This window comes from Trinickia diaoshuihuensis, from assembly GCF_003390925.1.
Classification (GTDB): Bacteria; Pseudomonadota; Gammaproteobacteria; order Burkholderiales; family Burkholderiaceae; genus Trinickia; species Trinickia diaoshuihuensis.
In genome coordinates this window covers 1-1179 of sequence record NZ_QUBS01000037.1, presented here as the reverse complement: position 1 = coordinate 1179, position 1179 = coordinate 1, and the positions used below count along the sequence as shown (strand labels likewise).

1 protein-coding gene is annotated in these 1179 nt (G+C 58.0%); it reads left to right on the top strand.

Annotated elements, in window-relative coordinates:
- Positions 1-64: 64 nt before the first annotated feature.
- Positions 65-1179 (top strand): IS30 family transposase (locus DXT59_RS10150; RefSeq protein ID WP_116136794.1); only part of this gene is annotated, 1115 nt, incomplete at its 3' end.

Here is a 1179-nt window from a genome sequence, read left to right as displayed (position 1 = left end):
GCGGTAGGTTCAATGGATCGTTGCAACACCTTCCTATTAATATCAAATGAGGGAGGGTTGACGAATGGCACAGATGGGAAGGCCGGGGTTGTCGCCGGAAGGCAAGTCAGAGGTTTGGCAGCGGTGGCGGGCAGGTGAATCGTTCCTTGGCATCGGGAGGGCCCTGGGCAAGCCTGCAGGCTCGATCTATGGTGTGATCCGACTATGCGGAGGGTACACCCCTGCTGTTCGTAAGCGGTCGTTGCGGGCATTGACCTTGAGTGAACGTGAAGAGATCTCGCGCGGCGTCTCGGCCGGACTTTCAATTCGAGCGATTGCCCGCCAATTGAACCGCGCGCCTTCCACGATTTCCCGTGAGATTGCACGTAACGGCGGAACAGGCCACTATCGAGCTCTGGAAGCGGATGAGCGAGCCTCGCAGGCTGCTCTGCGACCCAAACGCTGCCTCCTGGAGCAGAACCGGCGCTTGCGCTATGCGGTCGAGCGTAAGCTTTGCCGCGAATGGTCTCCAGAGCAAGTGAGCGGTTGGCTTAAGAACCGGTATGCCGATGACGAGGCGATGCGCGTGTCTCACGAGACGATCTATCGCAGCCTGTTTGTGCAAGCGCGCGGCGTTCTAAAGAAGGAGCTGCAGTATCACCTGCGGACTCAACGGAAGATGCGTCACTCACGCTTGTCCAGCACGAAGGGCGCTCGCAATAAGATTGCTGACGCGATTTCGATTCACGAGCGACCACCTGAAGCAGCCGACCGTGCGGTACCTGGTCATTGGGAAGGAGATCTCGTCAGTGGCGCCAACAATACTCATGTCGCCACGTTGGTCGAGCGGCGCTCGAGGTTCACCATCATCGTCAAGGTAAAGGGAAAGGACACGGTGAGCGTTGTGGCGGGCCTGAAGCGTGAGGTTAAGCGGTTGCCGCAGCATCTACGCAGGTCGCTCACATGGGACCGAGGCATGGAGTTGGCGAACCACAAAGACTTCACGATCGCCACGGATGTGAAGGTCTACTTCTGCGACCCGCGAAGTCCTTGGCAACGTGGTACCAACGAAAACACGAACCGACTCCTGCGTCAGTACTTGCCCCACGGTACGCAACTTGATCAATACTCGCAGGCGCAGCTGAACAAAATCGCAGCACGGCTCAACGAAAGGCCCAGAAAGACCTTGGGCTTCATATC